This is a genomic window from Pseudomonas sp. UBA6323 (genome assembly GCF_002439135.1).
Taxonomy (GTDB): domain Bacteria; phylum Pseudomonadota; class Gammaproteobacteria; order Pseudomonadales; family Pseudomonadaceae; genus Aquipseudomonas.
The window spans coordinates 1-18,661 of record NZ_DJSX01000046.1 but is presented as its reverse complement, the minus strand read 5'-3'; the positions used below and the strand labels follow the sequence as shown (position 1 = coordinate 18,661).

16 protein-coding genes and 2 tRNA genes are annotated in these 18,661 nt (G+C 60.3%); 10 read left to right on the top strand and 8 right to left on the bottom strand.

Features of this window, described 5'->3' with window-relative positions:
* Positions 1–10: 10 nt before the first annotated feature.
* Positions 11–86 (top strand) — tRNA-Phe (locus B3P22_RS10715).
* Between the two features lie 120 nt (positions 87–206).
* Here the strand turns inward: B3P22_RS10715 and B3P22_RS10710 are convergent.
* The 5 genes from B3P22_RS10710 to B3P22_RS10690 are packed head-to-tail and all read right to left on the bottom strand — an operon-like array spanning position 207 to position 8,767.
* Positions 207–1,118, bottom strand: a complete 912-nt coding sequence (locus tag B3P22_RS10710) for a restriction endonuclease (protein ID WP_296270970.1) — start codon at positions 1,116–1,118, stop codon at positions 207–209.
* Between the two features lie 28 nt (positions 1,119–1,146).
* Entirely contained in the window at positions 1,147–4,347 is a 3,201-nt protein-coding gene (locus B3P22_RS10705; RefSeq protein ID WP_296270969.1) for a type I restriction endonuclease subunit R, read from the bottom strand.
* Positions 4,348–4,388: 41 nt separating this feature from the next.
* Complete coding sequence (gene rhuM, locus B3P22_RS10700) at positions 4,389–5,420, bottom strand: virulence protein RhuM/Fic/DOC family protein (protein WP_296270968.1); 1,032 nt, start codon at positions 5,418–5,420, stop codon at positions 4,389–4,391.
* Positions 5,421–6,788: a restriction endonuclease subunit S gene (locus B3P22_RS10695; RefSeq protein WP_296270967.1), complete on the bottom strand. Its 1,368-nt coding sequence runs from the start codon at positions 6,786–6,788 to the stop codon at positions 5,421–5,423.
* Entirely contained in the window at positions 6,785–8,767 is a 1,983-nt protein-coding gene (locus B3P22_RS10690; RefSeq protein WP_296270966.1) for an HsdM family class I SAM-dependent methyltransferase, read from the bottom strand. The genes B3P22_RS10695 and B3P22_RS10690 overlap by 4 nt, the downstream gene beginning before the upstream one ends.
* Before the next feature lie 490 nt (positions 8,768–9,257).
* On the opposite strand from B3P22_RS10690, the gene B3P22_RS10685 reads away from it, so the two are divergent.
* The 7 genes from B3P22_RS10685 to B3P22_RS10655 all read left to right on the top strand — a co-directional run bounded on the left by B3P22_RS10685 (position 9,258) and on the right by B3P22_RS10655 (position 14,663).
* Positions 9,258–10,031 carry an ABC transporter ATP-binding protein gene (locus B3P22_RS10685; RefSeq protein WP_296270965.1) on the top strand — a complete coding sequence of 258 codons (774 nt, stop codon included), beginning with the start codon at positions 9,258–9,260 and terminating at the stop codon, positions 10,029–10,031.
* 15 nt (positions 10,032–10,046) lie between these two features.
* The gene (locus B3P22_RS10680; protein WP_197859233.1) at positions 10,047–10,799 is read left to right on the top strand and encodes an ABC transporter substrate-binding protein; all 753 of its coding nucleotides are present in this window, start codon (positions 10,047–10,049) and stop codon (positions 10,797–10,799) included.
* Between the two features lie 54 nt (positions 10,800–10,853).
* Positions 10,854–11,549, top strand: a complete 696-nt coding sequence (locus B3P22_RS10675) for an ABC transporter permease (RefSeq protein ID WP_013717636.1) — start codon at positions 10,854–10,856, stop codon at positions 11,547–11,549.
* Positions 11,546–12,235, top strand: coding sequence for an ABC transporter permease (locus B3P22_RS10670; protein ID WP_161866174.1), 690 nt, complete (start codon positions 11,546–11,548; stop codon positions 12,233–12,235). Before B3P22_RS10675 ends, B3P22_RS10670 begins: the two co-directional genes overlap by 4 nt.
* A 48-nt stretch (positions 12,236–12,283) precedes the next feature.
* Positions 12,284–13,498, top strand: a complete 1,215-nt coding sequence (locus tag B3P22_RS10665) for a methyltransferase (RefSeq protein ID WP_296270964.1) — start codon at positions 12,284–12,286, stop codon at positions 13,496–13,498.
* Between the two features lie 292 nt (positions 13,499–13,790).
* A tRNA-Thr gene (locus B3P22_RS10660) sits at positions 13,791–13,866 on the top strand.
* Positions 13,867–14,357: 491 nt separating this feature from the next.
* A complete protein-coding gene (locus tag B3P22_RS10655) occupies positions 14,358–14,663 on the top strand; it encodes a hypothetical protein (RefSeq protein WP_038664426.1) in 306 nt (101 codons plus the stop codon).
* Here B3P22_RS10655 and B3P22_RS10650 read toward each other — a convergent pair.
* Positions 14,660–14,914, bottom strand: coding sequence for a helix-turn-helix domain-containing protein (locus tag B3P22_RS10650; protein WP_003464196.1), 255 nt, complete (start codon positions 14,912–14,914; stop codon positions 14,660–14,662). The genes B3P22_RS10655 and B3P22_RS10650 overlap by 4 nt on opposite strands.
* 96 nt (positions 14,915–15,010) lie before the next feature.
* Between B3P22_RS10650 and B3P22_RS10645 the strand changes: the two genes are divergently transcribed.
* Entirely contained in the window at positions 15,011–15,496 is a 486-nt protein-coding gene (locus tag B3P22_RS10645) for a hypothetical protein (RefSeq protein WP_003464199.1), read from the top strand.
* A gap of 4 nt (positions 15,497–15,500) precedes the next feature.
* The gene (locus B3P22_RS10640; protein ID WP_296270963.1) at positions 15,501–16,178 is read left to right on the top strand and encodes a phage antirepressor N-terminal domain-containing protein; all 678 of its coding nucleotides are present in this window, start codon (positions 15,501–15,503) and stop codon (positions 16,176–16,178) included.
* Here the strand turns inward: B3P22_RS10640 and istB are convergent.
* Both istB and istA read right to left on the bottom strand, forming a co-directional pair.
* A complete protein-coding gene (istB, locus tag B3P22_RS10635; protein WP_045107743.1) occupies positions 16,170–16,925 on the bottom strand; it encodes an IS21-like element ISPpu7 family helper ATPase IstB in 756 nt (251 codons plus the stop codon). The two genes, B3P22_RS10640 and istB, sit on opposite strands and share 9 nt — an antisense overlap.
* A 17-nt stretch (positions 16,926–16,942) precedes the next feature.
* Positions 16,943–18,457, bottom strand: coding sequence for an IS21 family transposase (istA, locus tag B3P22_RS10630; RefSeq protein WP_296270962.1), 1,515 nt, complete (start codon positions 18,455–18,457; stop codon positions 16,943–16,945).
* Positions 18,458–18,661 lie beyond the last annotated feature (204 nt).

Genomic DNA, 18,661 nt, shown 5'->3' with positions numbered 1-18,661 from the left:
CGCCCCGTTGGCCCAGGTAGCTCAGTTGGTAGAGCAGGGGATTGAAAATCCCCGTGTCGGCGGTTCGATTCCGTCCCTGGGCACCATATACAGCCTTGAGATAGTTTAAGTACCTTCTGAAGGCAATAAAAAACCGGCCTTTGAGCCGGTTTTTTATTGCCTGCGTTTTCACGGGAAGCCGCCTAAGCCCAGCTCCCCTGTCACCGTCACTCTTCGGCGAAATAGTCGCTGTCGAGCTGCTTCACCTCGTACACCTGCTTGACGCTCACCCCCAGGTTGTTCTCCACCATCAAGCGCGCCAGCTCAACGCCGTCGATCAGCACCACTTTGATATCCAGCCCCAAGGCTGCTTCGCGTGCGCCCGTGGAGAAGTCCGAAGTAGTGATGAAAACACCCTTGCGAGCTCGCTGACGCGTCAGAGCACCGATGAACTTGTCGATTTCAGGCCGGTGTACTGTGTTGCTCCAGCGCTTGGCCTGCAGATAGATCACGTCGAGGCCGAGCTTGTCTTCCTTGATGATGCCGTCGATACCATCATCGTTGGTGGCCTGGGTCGCCTTGCCGGCTTCCTTGCGCGAGCCGCCGTAGCCCATGGCCAACATCAGATCGACCACCAGTTGCTCGAAGAAGCTCGGCGTCGCCGCACGCACCTGCGCCAACAGCTCATCAGCGAGCGACTGCACAAGAGCCTGATGAGCCTCGGCCAATTGCTCGTCCGGAGTCGTCTCTGCGGCATCGAGCGCCGCAATGGCCGGCGCATCAACGGACTGCGGCTTGGCGGTATGGAAGTCGGCGAACTCAGGGAATTGCTTCAACCAGCTCACAGTGATGCGCTGCGGACCGCTGAGAAGGGTATCCCGGCCACGCGCGGTAATCTGCACCATGCCCTTGGCCGGAATACACAACAGCCCGGCCTTGTTCAGGTAGGTACGTGCCCAACCCACACGGTTGTTGATTACCGTCTGATGCCCCGAGGGAAGGCGCTCCTTGCGCTCATCCTCGGTCAACAGGAAATGCTCAGCCACGCGCTCACGCAACTCGTTGAGGGGCAGCGGCGCACCATCCTGCACAGTGGCCAGCACGGGGCGCATCACGCTCTGAAAATCCGGAATCGCCATCTCTACTCCCTTTCCCTGTTATCAGCGCTCACACGCCGCGCAGGTTGCTTTCTTCCAAGCCAGTCTGTTGCGTCAGCATCTTCAAAATCACCAACGCAAACGCCCGGCTCTTGGTTTCGTTATCCAGCACTTCCAGCGACATCTTTTCGTTGTCGGTCATGGCGTCCAACACGGAGTCCAGCACGCGCTTGGGGAACAAGCCATGCATCACCTGCTCGACCGAGTGATGGTTGACCTGGGCCATCACGTCCTCTTGGCGGCTGATGCGCTTGGCGATGCCAGTGAGGAACTGCAGCTGGTCCTCATCGCTCACCTCAGCACCGAATATATCGTTCAGTGCATCGATGATTTCCGATAGCCGCTTTTTCTCCGGGTCATGGGCCTTGCCGCAGCCTAGCGCACTCGCTGGATCAAGGCCGTAGTTGCCTTGTTCCTCGCTCAACCGCAACTGATGCTCGGCGCGCTTGCGAAGACGGTAATGGCTCAACTGCAGCTCACCAAGGTCTACGCCATCCTGATCCAGGCGATCAATACGCAGCAGCGGGTACAGGTGCTTGGCATACACGCACAGCTGCTCCAGCTCGCGATCCTCATAAGGAATGATCTGCGAGAGGAACTCATACAGGCGCACGAAGCTCTGCAGGTTCTTGCGGAACAGATCGAGCTGATCGATCTGCTCGCCGGCTTCCTTGATTGCCGCCTCAGCCCTCTTCAAGCCGGCACTGTCGCCGCTGCGCTCGGCGGTACGCTTGAAGTCCAGCGCCTGCTGGCGTGACTCCTGGGCCAGCTTGTAGCGCTTGGCAAAACGCTCCTTGGCCGGCGCGCAGTAGTAACTGAGCTTACTGGCGGCGGCCTTGGGGTCGAAAAAGGCGATGGCGAACGCCGTCACCTCCTCCCAGTGGTAGATGCCCTCGGCATCCAGCTTCTTCTGCAGGTCATAGATGAGCTGCGGGTCGGTCACATCGGTCAGCTCGGCCTCGGTGTAGTACGGCAAGAACGCTTCGAGAATGTCCTTGGCGTCGTTGAAGAAGTCGAGGATGAAGGTCGGCTTGCTGTCGCCGAAGGTACGATTCAGGCGCGACAAGGTTTGCACGCAGTCCACGCCCTGCAGCTTCTTGTCCACATACATTGCGCACAGCTTGGGCTGATCGAAGCCGGTCTGGTACTTATTGGCGGCGATCATCACGTTGAAGTCCTGGGTATCGAAGGCTTCAGCCAGATCACGTCCATTCAGACCGGGGTTGAGCAGGCTGCTGTTTTCCGTCACCTCTTCGGGGATCACCCCGTCCGGCAGCACGCTGCCGGAGAAGGCCACCAGCGGATGCACGTCGCCGTAGCCCATCTGCTTCACGTAGGCCTGCACCGCCAGTTGGTAGCGCACCGCCTCCTGCCGGCTGCTGGTGACCACCATGGCCTTGGCCTGGCCACCCAGCAGGTGGCGGATATTGGCGCGGAAGTGCTCGACGATCACCTCCACTTTCTGGCTGATGTTGTACGGGTGCAGGCGCACCCAGCGCGCCAGTTTCATGCGCGCCTTCTTCGAGTCCACTTCCTCGTCGTCGCCGTCCGGGTGGGCGATCTTCCAGGCGGTGCTGTAGGTGGTGTAGTTGCGCAGCACATCGAGGATGAAACCTTCCTCGATGGCCTGGCGCATGGAGTACAGGTGAAACGCCTCTGGCTTGTTGTCGGCACTGGGCGGCAATGTCGGGTCGGGTACGCGCCCGAACAGCTCCAGGGTTTTGGGTTTGGGCGTGGCGGTAAAGGCGTAGTAGCTGATGCGCTCGTTGGGCGCACGCGCAGCCACAGCGGCGTCCAGCAGTTCTTCGGCGCTGATCTCCTCAGGCTCTGCTTTATCGGAGCCGGAGGCATCGCTGCCGAGAATCTGCTTGAGCTTGCTGGCCGACGAGCCGGTCTGCGAGGAGTGCGCCTCGTCGGCGATCACCGCATAGCGGCCGCTGGCCAGCTTGGGGTACTTGTCCAGTGCGTCGAACAGCGCCGGGAAGGTCTGGATGGTGACGATGACGATGCGCGTCTGCTCGACCAACGCCTCGGCCAGTTGTTCGGACTTGCTCTGGCTGCCGACGTCGCGGGTGATGCATTTGACCACGCCCTGGGCATGCTCGAACTGGTAGATGGTGTCCTGCAGTTGCTTGTCCAGCACGGTGCGGTCGGTAATCACGATCACCGAGTTGAACAGGCGCTGGCCCTCCGCATCGTAAAGCGAAGCCAGTTGATGCGCCGTCCAGGCAATGGAGTTGGACTTGCCCGAGCCAGCGCTGTGCTGGATCAGGTAACGCTTGCCCGGCCCTTCAGTGCGGGTGGTCTCGATCAGCCTGTTGACCACTTCCCACTGGTGGTAGCGCGGGAAGATCAGGGTTTCTTTGGTGACGCGATTGCCGTCGGCATCTTCTTTCACGCTCTTTTGCAGGTGCAGGAAGCGCCCCAGCACCTTGAGCCAGGCGTCGGGCTGGAACAGGCGCTGCCACAGGTAACCGGTGGCGTACTGGCTGTCATCCGGTGCGGGCGGGTTGCCGGCACCACCGTCGAGGCTGCCAAGGTTGAACGGCAGAAAGAAGGTCTCCTTGCCGGCCAGCTGGGTGGTCATCGCCACCTCATCCTGGCTCACGGCAAAATGCACCAGCGCGCCGCGCTTGAAGGTCAGCAGCGGTTCGGGTTTGCGCGTCAGCGGGTCTTTGACCGGGCGATCCTGGCGGTACTGACGCTTGGCGTTTTCCACGCTCTGCTTGAACTCGCTTTTCAGCTCCAGCGTGGCGGCGGGGATGCCGTTGACGAACAGCACCAGATCCAGACGCGGGTTGTACTCCCCTTCCCGGTAGTGAGGTGAATACGAAACCTCGGGCACCACGCGCAGGCGGTTGCACTGGTAGCGCTTGAGGGTATCCGGGTTCATGCCGTGGTCGGGCTTGAAGCTGCACGTCTCGATCTTCACCCCCGGCAGCTTGAAGCCATGGCGCAGCACATCCAGGGTGCCGTCCTGCTCCAGCTCGCGTACCAGCTTCTGCACCAGCACGGCTTCCGGGTTATTCGGGTTGGCCTTGGCGAACTTGTCCCAGCGCTCGGGCCAAGCGGCCTTGAAGTAACCGAGAAAGTCCTGGGTATACAGCGCCGTGCGCCGGTCATAACCGCTGGCCGGGCCTGTGAGCCAGCCCTGGGCGACCATGGCGGTGATGATGTCGTGTTGAAACTGGGCTTCCCGGCTATCCGCCATAACGCTCTATGCTCCTTGCTCGGCAATGTGCGTGTTGTTCTTTAAAGCGGCCTCAGCAGCACGAAATGCTCCACCAGGCGCACCATCAATTCTTTCTGCTCAGGCAGGCTCTCGGCCACCAACAGCGCCAGCGCCACCAGCGTGTTGTCGTTGATCAACTGTTCCACCGGGCGCGCCAGCAGGTGCTGGTTCAGTTGCAGATACCAGAGAAACAAAAACGAACCACTGCGCTTGTTGCCATCGGCCAGCGGGTGGTTCTTGATGACGAAATACAGCAGATGCGCCGCGCGGCTGGCCACGTTGGGGTAGAACCAGTCATCGCCAAAGCCCTGCTCGATGCTGGCAATGGCCGAGGCCAGGCCATCACCGCGCAGTTGGCCGAACAGCTCGGTCGCCTCGCCCTTGGCCATCAGCGTGGCCTTCAACTGCGCGATGGCCGCCAACACATCATCCAGCTCCAGGGCGCGCATGTCGGTCTGACGCGTGTTCTGCTCCTGCAGGCTTTGCTCGTCGTAGCCCTGCAACAGGCTCCAGCTGCGGGCATAGTCGCCGATTACCTGCAGCACGGCGCGGCCCTGCTCGTTGACCAGTTGCTGGTTGGCCAGGGTGCGCGACAACAGGCTCACCGCCTGCTCGAACTCGATACCGCGCTCCGCTAGACGGCGCTGGTTGAGGGTGTAGCCTTCGACCAGATGCGCCTGCAACACCCGCGTAGCCCACTGGCGGAACTGGGTAGCCCGCCTGGAGCTTACGCGATACCCCACTGAGATGATGGCATCCAGGCTGTAGTGCTTGATGCGCCGGCGCACCTGGCGGGCACCTTCCTGACGAACCACTAAGAAATCCTTAGTGGTTGCCTGCTCGGCCAACTCGCCATCGTTGAAGATATTTTTCAGGTGCATCAGCACGTTCTCAGGCGTGGTGTCGAACAGCTCGCCCATTTGCGCCTGGCTCAACCAAAGCGTGTCGTGCTCCAGCGCGACCTGCAGCTGCGCCTGGCCATCGGCCGAAGTAAAGATCTGAACCTGCTGACTTGTGGTCGGCAGTTCAGGCGCGTCCTTGCTGTCCGCCATTTACACGGCCTCTGCTACTTCAAATTTTGGGGCTTGGGTACGCGCCGGTGGCCGCCAGCCGCGCACGTCGATCTTGCCGGTGACGGCGGCGGAGATTAGGGCGGAGCGGCGTTCTTGGAGAAGCTCGACTGTCGATACAGCCACACCGGTCAGCTGCTCATGCCGAATGCGGTCTTTTTCGAGATACGTCAGGATTTCCAGTTGCTCACTTGCGGAAGGAATTGGTAACGCCAGACTCATGACATTGCTTGCAGATATGGACGCCAGATTAGTGCTCTGCTTAGAGTTCAAGTAAAAGTAAGTCCGCGCCTGTTCACTCTGCGTGAAGGCTGCTAACCATTCTGCTCTCAGCAAACCATTAGGCCGGATTGCGAATACATGATTTTGGTGGAGGCATGGATCTATTTGAGCTTGCCAAACTGTGCCTCGCCCCAACTTATCATTGTCACCGCCTTCGTTCATAAGCACGTCACCGGCTCGAAGTCTGTAACGCTCCACCTCCGACTCAAGTACGGCGATTTCTTTTACTTCAGTAAAATCCACGTAGCCATTCTGTACGTTTGCCACGCGCAGATAGGGCATAACAACAGTTTCGCGCCCCTCATAATCCTTACCCTTTGCGACACCTCCCTGTATGGTCGCGTACCAACGCAGAGTGCCAACATTCCAATGCGCCGGCACCTCACCCAGCCATTCCACGCCGGAGTCTTTCATCGGCACCATCGGGTCGAGACCTTTGGTGACGGCTTGGGAAATCACGGCCTGGCGCTTTTCCTTGAGCAGCTCGATCAGGCGCTGCTGCTCTTCGATCAGCGCGTCGATGCGGGCAGTTTCGTGATCAAGGAAGCGGGCGATTTGGGTTTGTTCTGATCGTGATGGCCTGGGAAAGAAAAAGTCTTTGAATTCCTCTGCTGGTAGCCGCCAGCGTCCAAGGTGTGCAGATCCCTGTCCGAATGGAAAGAACAGCTTTTGGTGGTAAGCGTTCTGAAGCAATCGCAACATGAATCTAGGGCTATCTAACTCGGGATGTGCGGCACTAAAAACACGATAATCAGGGCTTGTTACGCCATCAAATGCTGAGATGTCTACATAGCCTGTGACCAAGTCCATGTGATTCATCGCGAACTCACCCTTCATGACTAGCTGATACTTGCTGTAGTCACTAGAAAGCTGGCCGTCACCGCTTTCGATATCTTTAACCTTTACCCCTTTATTGGTAATGGAAAGAACGTCAAAACCAAGCTTCCCGGCAATTCTCTTTTGAATTAAGAAGATATTCCTCAGGCGAACAACATCCCAGTGCTCCGGGACATTACCTATCCACTGAACCCCTGAGTCCTTGTACCCCGGATACGCCGGAAAACTCATGCCGACAGCCCCTCGATCATCTGCTTGATGCGGTCGGTGCAGGCTTTCAGGTCGCGGTCGATATCAGCTAGCGGGCGCGGCGGCTGGAACACATAGAAGTGGCGGTTAAAGGGAATCTCGAAACCGACAACACCAACCTCGCCGTCCTGCTCGTCGCGCTTGCTCTCGTCGATCCAGGCATCCGCCACATGGGGTTTCACTTCGCGCTCGAAGTAGTCGTATACCGACTCGCCCAGCGGCACGTTCTCGTTATCGCGCAGGCCGGTGTCGGCTTCCGGCTGGCCTTTGACCATGCAGATATCCGCCTCGGGGTCGCGCTCGCTCAGAGCGCCCATGATGGCCTTCAGCTCGAGCGTGCTGGGCGATACGTCGTGGGCGCTGAGGGTCTTTTTCAGCAGCTTGCTGAACTGCTCGCGGTTGCGGTGCAGTTGGCTTTCGTCCATGGCCTGCAGGGCTTCGATCAGGCGCTGGCGGGTCGGAGCCTCCATCTTCTCGATGGCTTTTTCTGCCAGCACTTTCTCGATGCGCTGGCTACTTACCTGGAAGTTCAGGCGCAGCGGACGTTCGACGGTGATGCGCCGGTAGCCGAAGGCTTCGACGGGGAAGATCTTGCTCTGCGCGGTTTGCTCGAAGCGGCCATACAGGCGCACCAGTTCGTCGATCTGCTCCTCGGTGATGTACTGGCGCTTGCTGCCGAGGGACTTGCGCATCTTGGCAAAGTGCTGGCTGCCATCGATCAACTGCACCTTGCCCTGGCGCACAGCGGCCTTATGGTTGCTCAGCACCCACACATAAGTGGCGATGCCGGTGTTGTAGAACATGTCGGTGGGCAGAGCGATGATGGCCTCGACCAGATCGTTCTGCAGCAGGTAGCGGCGAATTTCCGACTCGCCCGAACCGGCGCCGCCGGTAAACAGTGGCGAGCCGTTGAGGATGATGCCGATGCGCGAGCCACCCTCGCGCGGGTCACGCATCTTGCTGATCAGGTGCAGGAGAAACAGCAGCGAGCCATCGGACACTCGCGGCAGGCCCGGCCCGAAGCGGCCGTTGAAGCCCTTCTCGCTGTGCTCGTCGGTGATCTGCTTCTGCACCTTCTTCCACTCCACGCCGAACGGCGGGTTGCTCAGCATGAAGTCGAAACGGTGTTCGGGCCCGGCCAGCTGGTCGTTGGACAGGGTGTTCCCGAGCTTGATGTTCTCGACCTTCTGCCCCTTGATCAGCATGTCCGCTTTGCAGATGGCGTATGACTCGGGGTTGAGCTCCTGGCCATGCAGCGACACGGTGACCTGGTCGCTGATCGACTGAATGTACTCGTCGCCCTCGGAGAGAAAGCCGCCGGTGCCCGCCGTCGGATCATAGATAGTGACGATGCGGTTGGGCGCCAGCTTGTGATCCTGATCGGTGATCACCAGCGAGGTGGTCAGGTGCACGATATCGCGAGGTGTGAAGTGCTCCCCGGCGGTTTCGTTGGAGCTTTCGGCGAACTTGCGGATCAACTCTTCGAAGATGATGCCCATGCCGAAGTTGCTGATGCGCTTGGGGCTGAGGTCGGCAGCGGCGAAACGCTGGGTTACCTGGTACAGCAGATTGGCGCTGGCCAACTGCTGGACGAAGTCCTCGAAATGGAAGTGCTCGAATATCTCGCGAGCGTCCTTGCTGAAGGACTGCACGTAGCTCAGCAGGTCATCGGCCGTCTGTTTATCCGAAAGCGTGTCGAGGGTCAGTTTCGAGGCGTTGAAGAAGGGCTGGCCGGCGGCGCGCAGGAGAAGCATCTCGCGCACATGATCGGGGCGACCTTCCTGTGCATAGGACTCACGGACCACCGCTTCCTTGGTCGGATCCAGCACGCACTCCATGCGCCGCAGCAGGGTAAACGGCAGGATGATGCGACCGTACTGCGACTGCTTGAAGTCACCGCGCAGCAGGTCGGCAATCGACCAGAGAAAGGCGGCAGTCTGGGAATGATTCTCCGTGTTCACGCAACAACTCCAAATACGCGGAAAAATAAAACCGCAAGACTACCCGCTGGCCTATCGGCCGCCCAGCCTTAAATCCGGCGTAGCGCTAGGGCTGCCCGCCTTGTAGCCAGGAGCCGAGTAATCGCTATTTCGCCTCAAATACGGGTGAGTTCAGCGGCAAATACAGGTGACTTACCCTGCAAATACGAGTGACCTCTAAGCAAATGCAGGTGACCTCGGCGTAAATAAGAGTGACCTCTTCAACGCATTGCTCAAAACATGAGCAGCCCCTCGATGACATGGTCGAGCTGTATTTGAACGACGTACGTTGAACTGCGCATTTTGCATCGGCGCGACAACCTGCTGTAACCAGGCGACACCCTGACCGTAGAGCAAGCCATAGGCCAGCAAACGGCTTGGCGGTCACGGAAACGCTATGCTAGCTTGGCCGCCTGCCAGGACGGCCCGCCGTACGCCGGAGCGCATTCGAAGAAGAAGAGGATCCCACCCCATGGCCGAGGCAACGCCCGCGCTGGAAATTCGCAACCTGCACAAGCGCTACGGCGATCTCGAAGTGCTCAAGGGCATTTCCCTGACGGCCAAAGACGGCGATGTAATCTCCATTCTCGGCTCCTCCGGCTCCGGCAAGTCCACCTTCCTGCGCTGCATCAACCTCCTGGAAAACCCGCACCAGGGTCAGATTTTCGTCGCTGGCGAGGAGCTCAAGCTCAAGGCCGCAAAGAACGGCGAGCTGGTGGCTACAGACAACAAGCAGATCAATCGTCTGCGCAGCGAGATCGGTTTCGTCTTCCAGAATTTCAACCTGTGGCCGCACATGAGCGTGCTCGACAACATCATCGAGGCGCCGCGGCGCGTGCTCGGCCAGAGCAAGGCCGAAGCCACCGAGGTGGCCGAGGCACTGCTGGCCAAGGTCGGTATCGCCGACAAGCGTCATGTGTATCCCAACCAGCTTTCCGGCGGCCAGCAGCAGCGCGCAGCCATCGCCCGCACCCTGGCCATGCAGCCGAAAGTGATCCTGTTCGATGAGCCGACTTCGGCGCTCGACCCGGAGATGGTACAAGAAGTGCTTAATGTGATTCGCGCACTTGCCGATGAAGGTCGCACCATGCTGCTGGTGACTCATGAAATGAATTTCGCTCGTCAGGTATCCAGCGAAGTGGTGTTCCTCCACCAGGGCCTGGTCGAGGAACAGGGGCCACCGGCCCAGGTGTTCGACAACCCGAACTCGGCACGCTGTAAACAATTCATGTCCAGCAATCGCTAACACGGAGCAACACGCATGCAGAACTATAAGAAGATCCTGCTGGCCGCGGCCGCCACCCTGGCTTTCGGCACCAGTGCTGTCGCAGCTGACAAACTCAGACTCGGCACCGAGGGCGCTTACCCGCCCTTCAACCTGATCGACGCCAGCGGCAAGGTCACCGGCTTCGACGTGGAAATCGGCCAGGCGCTGTGCGCCAAGATGCAGGCCGAGTGCGAAGTGGTCACCTCCGACTGGGATGGCATCATCCCGGCGCTGAACGCCAAGAAGTTCGACTTCCTGATCGCCTCCATGTCGATCACCGAAGAGCGTCAGGCAGCGGTCGATTTCACCGAGCCCTACTACACCAACAAGCTGCAGTTCATCGCACCCAAGTCGGCCGACTTCAAGACCGACGAAGCCAGCCTCAAGGGCAAGGTGATCGGTGCCCAGCGCGCCACCATCGCCGGTACCTGGCTGGAAGACAACATGGGTAAGGTGGTCGATATCAAGCTGTACGACACCCAGGAAAACGCCTACCTCGACCTGGCTTCCGGCCGCCTAGACGGCGTGCTGGCCGACACCTTCGTCAACTGGGAATGGCTCAAGAGCGACGCCGGCAAGGACTTCGAGTTCAAGGGCGACCCGGTATTCGACAACGACAAGATCGGCATTGCCGTGCGCAAGGGTGACCCGCTGCGCGAGAAGCTGAACACCGCTCTGCAAGCCATCATCGAAGACGGCACCTACAAGCAGATCAACGATAAGTACTTCCCGTTCAGCATCTACTGATGACCTGAAGGCACTGCGCCGCCGACCTGGCGGCGCAGTCGCCCGAGCCCTCCGATGATCTTCGACCTCCAAGGATTCGGCCCCGCCCTGGCCGCTGGCACCCTGATGACCATTCAGCTGGCGCTTTGCGCGCTGGCTCTAGGTCTGGTGCTCGGTCTGCTCGGCGCGCTGGCCAAGACTTCGCCGTACAAGCCGCTGCAATGGCTCGGCGGCAGCTATTCCACCATCGTACGCGGCGTGCCCGAGCTGCTCTGGGTACTGCTGATCTACTTCAGCACCGTCAACGTTTTGCGCGCGCTGGGCGAAAGCCTGGGCGTCGGCAGCCTGGAACTCAGCCCGTTCGCTGCGGGCGTCATCGCCCTCGGCTTGTGCTTTGGCGCCTATGCCACCGAGGTATTCCGCGGCGCCATTCTGGCCATTCCCAAGGGGCACCGTGAAGCCGGCCAGGCACTTGGCATGTCCAAGGGGCGCATCCTGTGGAAGCTGATCATGCCGCAGATGTGGCGCATCGCCCTGCCCGGACTCGGCAACCTGTTCATGATTCTGATGAAAGACACCGCCCTGGTGTCGGTGGTCGGCCTCACCGAAATCATGCGCCAGGCACAGATCGCGGTCACTGCCACCAAGAATCCGATGACCTTCTTCCTGGTCGCCGCCATCATCTATCTGGGGCTGACCATCATTGCCATGATCGGCTTGCACTTCCTTGAGAAGAAAGCCTCACGCGGCTTCGTCAGGAGCAACCAATGAACTGGGAGCTGATCTACAAGTACCTGCCGAAGATGTTCGAAGGTGCGCTGCTGACCGTCGAACTGCTGGCAGTTGCCGTCATTGCCGGGCTGATCCTGGCACTGCCCATGGGCATCGCCCGCGCGTCGAAACACTGGTACGTGCGCGCCCTGCCCTACGGCTACATCTTCTTCTTCCGCGGCACACCGATGCTGGTGCAGCTGTTCCTCATCTACTACGGCCTGGCCCAGTTCGATGCCGTGCGCCAGAGCATCTTCTGGCCCTATCTGCGTGATCCGTACTGGTGCGCGGTACTCACCATGACCCTGCACACCGCCGCTTATATCGCCGAGATCCTGCGCGGCGCCATCCAGGCCGTGCCGCCAGGGGAGATCGAGGCTGCCCGCGCTCTGGGCATGTCGCGCGCCCAGGCCATGTTGCACATCATCCTGCCGCGCGCCGCGCGTATCGGCCTGCCGGCCTATAGCAACGAAGTGATCCTGATGCTCAAGGCCAGCGCCCTGGCCAGCACGGTCACACTGCTGGAACTGACCGGCATGGCACGCACGCTCAATGCCCGCACTTACGTAAGCATGGAGTTTTTCTTCACCGCCGCACTGTTCTACCTGGCCATCACCTTCATCCTGATCAACCTCTTCAAGCTGCTGGAGCGCTGGCTGCGCGTCGACGCCTGCCAGGGCCGCTAAGCCTGCGGGCCGCCTGCACAGACGGCCCGCCCTTCCGCCATAGACGCCATGTCCGAGCCGATTCTTACCTCAGGCGAACTGCTCGCCCGCTTCCAAGCGTTGGACGGCTTTCTCCTGCAGCACCAGGCGCTGTGGCGGCCAAGGCCGTTTTATCACCTGCGCCTGCCCTGGGAAGCAGAGTTGCCCGAGCTTGCCGCCTGGCTGCGCAGCCGCTCTCTGGAGCAGGCGCAAGCCAGCGACAGCGACCTCTTTGCGCTCGCGGCACCCGCTCCGTTTACAGATCTAGCCCGCCAGGCGCAGGCGCTCAGCCAGTTGGGCGAACTCCCGAGCCGCGACGCTCCAGCGCGCTCGCCTAACCTTAGCGTCGATGTGCCCGGTAGAAAGCTGGCGCAGATTCAGGCCTTCGCCAGTCACCTGCAGTTTCAACAACAGCCCACGCACTGGCTGGACTGGTGCTCCGGCAAGGGCCATCTTGGTCGCTGGCTGACCCAGGCTGATCAGCGTTTGACCTGCCTGGAGTACGACCCGGCACTGATCGAATCCGGCAGCGCGTTGAGCAAACGGCTGGGACTGGATGCCATGCACCTGCAGCAGGATGTGCTGGCCGATGATTGCAGCGAACGCCTGAGCAAAGAACACACCCCGGTCGCCCTGCACGCCTGTGGCGACCTACACGTACGCCTGCTGCAACTGGCCAGCGGCACTGGCTGCTCGCAACTGGCGGTCGCCCCCTGCTGCTACAACCGCATCGCCAGCAAGCAATACCAAGCGCTTTCGGCCGCGGCGCAAGCATCAGCGCTGCAGCTTTCACGCGACGATCTGGGCTTGCCGCTAAGCGAGACCGTCACGGCCGGCGCCCGGGTACGCAGGCAACGCGACCAATCCATGGCCTGGCGCCTGGCCTTCGACCTGCTGCAGCGCCAGCTACGCGGCATCGACGAATACCTGCCGACGCCATCGCTGCCCAGCGAGTGGCTCAGCAAATCCTTCGCCCGCTTCTGCCATGACCTTGCCACCCTGAAAGGCGTGGTCTCGCCCGGAGAGCAGGACTGGGCCACGCTGGAATCGCGTGGCTGGCAACGCCTGGCCGAAGTGCGCAACCTGGAGCTGCTGCGCAACCTGTTCCGCCGCCCACTGGAGCTCTGGTTGCTGCTGGACCGCGCCCTGTATCTGGAAGAACAGGGCTATAGCGTCAGACTGGGCACCTTCTGCGATTACCAATTAAGCCCACGCAACCTGCTGCTTCTGGCGGAACGCGCCTGAGTTGCTCACAGAACCTGTGGATAACTCTGTTGATCCTTTCTGAGCAAATCCTGCTAAGCCAATCGGGAACAGCCCCGCAGAAATCTGATCATTTTTCGTCAATCGCATAAGCTCTAACAAAAACAATGAGTTGCAAAAAATCGTGATCGATTGCACAGACAAGGTGCGCACCTATCGCGCGCGCCTTCTCTTTGTGCATAAGCCTAAAGCTGTTGATAGCCAACCCTGGAAAAGCCAGGCTCAAACATAGCTTTACTCAGGCCGATGAATGGATATAATGGCGCCCCACCTAGCCGGTATAGCTCAGCTGGTAGAGCAACTGACTTGTAATCAGTAGGTCCCGGGTTCGACTCCTGGTGCCGGCACCATACAAATCAAAGGGTTACGTGAAAGCGTAGCCCTTTTTTGTGCCTGAAATTCGGCTTGGGGTAGGATTGGGGTAGGGATTTGCCACCACACCACCACTCGGTTAGAAAAAATCTGCGCCAGTCTTACGACCGCTCATCGGGCTATTTCATCCGCCATCACCGATGACGCCCTCCGCATCACATCCCCCGCCATCAAAATCTAGGCATTACCAGCATCTTGAAGGCTACTCATGGTCAGAGCCTTTTTCGCCGATATCCCGTAAAGTGCCACCTTGCAGGGCCTCTGCGGGCAGCATAGGGTGATTGGGCGGGTCGACAGACCTGGCTTCAGGAACACAGCGCCAGAGGATTCTTGTGTCATGGTGGCTGCATGCGGGGCGCTTCGGCGCGCCGAGTTCCTAGAGTCTCGGTCTTCCACACCCGCATGCAGCCGCCACCCTTCGTGTGGAAGCGAAAGGTGGTGGCCTCTCTAAAACTCTAGAGGTCACCCTATGCCGCAGACCAACATCCCTTCGGGCACCACCGACTCAGTGCCCCAAGCCCTCGACGCGTTTAATGGCCTGTTCACTGTTCGCACTGACGTCACCTCCGGCCAACTGCATGATGAAGCCCAGCTTCGCCAAAACGCCGCAGTCGGCATGCTCCACGCACTCTCCAGTGCAAGTGACTTGAACACCTTGGAAAACCATTTGCTTCTGGACTGCATCATGGCACTACGGCTGCTGTGCTCCGATGCGGCTGCGCTGTACGCGGCAGCATGCGAACGCAGCAAAGCAGAAAATCTGCTCCAGCCTTAAGCGTCCTTACGCGCTAACTCGGTCTCGAAGCGCTGCACGAATTCGACGAGGCCGATGTTCAGCGCGTGGCAGATATCCCGCAGTTGGACGAGATCAATCCGGCGCAAGCCGCGCTCGATATCGCTAGCAAACGACTGTGGGCGCTCCAGCGCTTGGGCGAATTGCGCCTGGGTCAAACCAGCTTCCACTCGACACTGCTTTAGCAGTCTGAGCAGCACCAGGTTCTCATCCCGATACACCGACTTTTCCAACGGGTACACCTCACGCTTGACAATCCGGCAAGGGTATATCTAATCTACAGATATCTGATTTACAGATTATCTGGATAAAGGTTCACGGAGCCATTCATGGATACCCTCACCAAGACACCATCGAGCAATTCGGAAATCCTGTTTTTGATCGACAAGAAAACACAGCAAACCAAGATCGAACTTGGCTCACTGCTCTGCGCGTTCAGCGCACCCACCACCCTGGCTAAAGCTGCAGCTTCGATCTGGGAAAACGAGCTCTTAATTAAAGAGGATCCCGACTCAGGATCACCGCTGTACTACTTACCAATGCAGCTATCTGCTGACTTCATCGATCTGATTCTTGACCAGTTGGATTCAGATAGCAGAACAGATGCCGTGCAATTCCGAGATGCTTGCCGAACCATTGAAGCTAGCGCCAACAAGATTTCCAGGCTGCAACAGACCAAACCCCACGTCTACGAGACATGGCTGAAGTGGATGGACTCTGATGAAGCCACGCAAACAATGCACAAGATCCTCAGCAGACAGCATCAACACCCACCGGCCACTTCCCCCAACCATGCAGCTCCGGGAGGACAGTAATCCGATGCGCGCCACCAAAATCAAAATCCAGGGACTGTCGATTCCAAGTCTGATCAGCAGCGACAATGAGCGTTACTGGCCGATACGCCCCATTTGCGAAGCTATGGGTCTTAACTGGCATGCTCAAGCCGCCAAACTGCAGCCCCCTCGCTACAGCCCGACCGAGCATGACGTTGCCCTGCCTGGGGAACCACTGCTGAAACGAATGCTGTGCCTGCCGCAGTCGGAATTCGAGTTCTGGCTGAAAAGCCTTAGCTCGCGCAAGGTTTCCCCCGGCGCCCGCATGCGACTCGATCAGTTGCGCGCACATTTCTTTGGTGAGCCCACACCGCTGGCAGGGCCGACACCGCCAACTGCAACGGCAGCACCTGCGGTGCTGAAGCGGATTCTGAACTGGCGAGCGCAACAGGCTGAGCCAGGAAACCGCAAAGCCGTGCTCAAAGAGCTCTCCGACCAATTCAGTGCGAAAAACGGTTTTGAAATTGCTGAAGCGCAGGAGCACCAGTTGCGTGGAGCCGTCGCTTCGCTCAGCACGATCATTTATCTGCGGATTCCACACCATCCGGCCACCCAGTCCACGCTCATCTGGCCAGGCATTCCACGGCCATCTGGCCACCTGTTCCACGGCCATCCGGCCGGGCAGTCGGAGCGCAGCGACGCAGGGGTGGCATTGTTAGTCTGAGGTGCCCGGCGTCGTCAATTTCTGCGTCCGTTTGCGCATTGATTCACCCTTCAGATTGATCCGATAAGCGTTGTGCACCAGGCGGTCGAGGATGGCGTCGGCCAGGGTCGGGTCGCCGATCAGCTCGTGCCAGTTGTCCACCGGCATCTGGCTGGTGACGATGGTCGAGCGCTGGCCGTAGCGGTCGTCCAGTAGCTCCAGCATGTCGCGCCGCTGTTCGGCGGTGAACGGGGCCAGGCCCCAGTCATCGAGGATCAGCAGGTCGGTCTTGGCGTAGCTGCTCATCAGCTTGGCGAAGCGCCCGTCGCCATGGGCCAGGCCCAGCTCTTCCAACAGGCGCGGCAAGCGCAGGTAACGCACGCTGTAGCCCTCTCGGCAGGCCTGGTGGGCCAGGGCGCAGGCCAGCCAGGTTTTACCGACACCGGTGGGGCCGCCGATGATCAGGTTGAGGCCGTCGCGCAGCCACTGGCCACTGCTCAGTTGCAGGATCAGCGCCTTATCCAGTCCGCGCGGGCTACGGTAGTCGATGTCTTCGAGGCAGGCGTTGTGCTTGAGCCGGGCCTGGCGCAGGCGGCTGCTCAGGCGCTTGTCATCGCGTTCGGTCAGCTCGCGGTCGACCAGCAGGCCGAGGCGTTCCTCGAAGCTCAGGCTGTCGATGTCTGGGGTTTTCAGTTGTTCGTTCAGCGCCTTGAGCATGCCGTGCAGGCGCAGGGTTTGCAGCTTGTCCAGGGTCGGATGGGGCAGCATGGTGGGATTCCTTGTGTTCAGTGGTAGTAGCCGGGGCCGCGCAGATTGGCGTGGTCGTCCGGCAGCAGGGGCAGGTTGGCTTGAGCCAACGGCAGGCTTTCCAAACCCTGGCGCAGGATCGATTCGAGGCTCTTGTAGCTGCACGCACCGAGGCTGAGGGCGCGACGGCAGGCCAACTCCAAGCGCACTTCGCCATGGGTCTTGCCCAGGCGCAGGATGCCCAGGCAGGCCCGATAGCCGTGAGTCGGGTGGATGCGCCGTTCGAGGATGTGGCTGATCACGCCGGCCGTGTTCGGCCCGGTCTGCTCGGCCCAGCGGATCAGCCGTTGTGGCGTCCACTCGGCATGCTCGCGATGGCTCTTGGGCATGTGCTCGGCCTGCGTGCTGTGCCTGCCCTTGTGCATTGAGCGCAGGTGGCTGGCCACTCGCTGGTTGGCGTGGAAACACTCGACGGTGCGCGCCGTCAGGCGCACCTCCAGCTGCTTCTTCACCAGTTGATACGGCACCGAGTAGTAATGCCCATCGACCTCGACGTGGTAGTCGATGTGCACCCGCGCCTTCTTCCACTCGGCGTAGACGTAGGGTTGCTCCGGCAGGGGGCGCAGCGCCGGACGATCCAGGCTGTCGAAGGCCGTCTGGCGCGAGCCCGGCAGCTTCTTGAACGGGCGTTGGTTGAGCCGCTCCAGCAACCCGGCGATGGCCGTGTTGAGTTCGTCCAAGGAGAAGAACTGGCGGTTGCGCAGGGCGGCGAGGATCCAGCGCTCGACCACCTGCACGCCGACTTCGGCCTTGGCCTTGTCGCGCGGTTTGCGTGCCCGCGCCGGCACCACCGCCACGCCATAGTGCTCGGCCAGATCGCGGTAGCTGGGGTTGATGTCCGGCTCGTAACGATGGGCCTTGCTCACCGCGCTGCGCAGGTTGTCCGGCACCACGATCTCCGGCACGCCGCCGAGGAAGGCGAAGCAGCGGCCATGCGAGCCCAGCCAGTCCGGCAGCTGCTGTGACCAGCTGGCTTCGGCGAAGGTGTAGCTGGACGCGCCAAGCACCGCGACGAACACCTGCGCCTGGCGGATCTCGCCGCTGTGGCGGTCGATAACCGGCACCGTCTGGCCGGCATAGTCGACGAACAGCTTCTCGCCGACGCGGTGCTCCTGACGCATCACCACGTCCAGCTTGCCCTGCCAGGCTCGGTAGTGCTCACAGAACCAGCTGTACTGAAAGCCCTGAGGCTGGCTCAGGCGGTACTCCTGCCAGAGCAGCGCCAGGGTTACGCCGGGGCGGCGCAGTTCGGCATGCACCCATGCCCAATCGGGTAAAGGCCGCTTCTCACTGGCAACCGCCGGGGCCGGCGGGAACAGTTGCTGCTCCAACTCGGCATCGGACAACGAACAGGGCCAACTGAGACCGCTGGCGGCAAAACGATTGAGGTAGTCGCCGACGGTGACACGACCGACCTGCACGCTGACCGCAATCTGGCGAGCCGATAGTCCGACCTCGAACTTGAGACGTAGTACTTCGCGAATCTTACGCATGGATAAACGCTCCACGACGACCTCTCTGCTTCGAAAAAGAGGTCGATGGTAGTGAAGAAATCCTGCGTTACTGCCTGCCCGGTTGAGTGGCCGGATGGCCGTGGAATCAGTGGCCGGATGCGCGTGGAATGGGTGGCCGGATCACCGTGGAATCGGTGGTCAGATGCTCATGGAATGGGTGGCCAGATGACCGTGGAATCCGCA